An 855-nucleotide genomic window follows, 5' to 3' on the forward strand; every position below is an offset into this window, starting at 1 on the left:
CGCTGGGCCTTGGGGCGCTGGGGGGCGGGCTTGAGGCCTTGTGACCGGCCGCCTCCGTCTTTATCGCCGCTCGCGCCGTGGCTTAGCGAACCGACTGCGACGGCACAGGGCTCAATGTTTTTTCGCCCGCGCCGTTATTGCATCTGCACAGGCACAATCTTGGATCTTCATGGCACAACCTATTCCGTTTTCCCGACATACCGGCGCCGCCCGAGCCCGGCATGCCAAGGCAATGCTGCTGCCTATCGCCCGGCAAGTCGCTGACGACCTCGCGCTGCGCGTGCATCTTGCGCTCGACACGTTACGCCGGAGCCGTGGTGGAGTGGACGAAGCTCAGACGCTGACGCAGGTCCTGCTATTGACGGGCTTTCTGGCCGAGTCCGGCTTTGGCTCTGCAACCAGAGAACAGCTCGCCGCAGCAGACCACGAGATCGCCAAGGTGTTCGATATCGGTCGAGATACAGGAATATGGGCGCTTGACGAAGGCGGATTCGCGCTCTTCGCGCATATAGCGACCAACTACGACCAGCAACTGCACCGGGCTCCGCTATGGGCAATCACAGAGGCGAGCGATCGGCTGGACCGCTTTACCGCCGGCCTGCCCGATCAGTTGCCGACACGCAAGAGAGCCTGACGGCGGCGCGCGATGCGCTGAAACCATGGATGCTGTGGATGGCGTGCCGCCATGCACTCATCCCCAGCGCGATGTCACGAAGCTGTTTTTCTGGCGCGTAAACGCCGCAACCCCACCTTTGCGGGGTGGGGTTGCGGTCACTGCTGGGGAGCCTGACGATTACCTACTTTCACACGGGTAATCCGCACTATCATCGGCGTGGAGTCGTTTCACGGTCCTGT

At 62.3% G+C, this 855-nt stretch carries 1 protein-coding gene; it reads left to right on the top strand.

Translation table 11 applies throughout. The features are described 5' to 3' along the window. Positions 1-169: 169 nt before the first annotated feature. The gene (locus JNB89_RS30775) at positions 170-634 is read left to right on the top strand and encodes a hypothetical protein (RefSeq protein ID WP_220364731.1); all 465 of its coding nucleotides are present in this window, start codon (positions 170-172) and stop codon (positions 632-634) included. The last annotated feature ends 221 nt before the right edge of the window (positions 635-855 follow it).

Source organism: Paraburkholderia phenoliruptrix (assembly GCF_019511605.1).
Classification (GTDB): Bacteria; Pseudomonadota; Gammaproteobacteria; order Burkholderiales; family Burkholderiaceae; genus Paraburkholderia; species Paraburkholderia phenoliruptrix_A.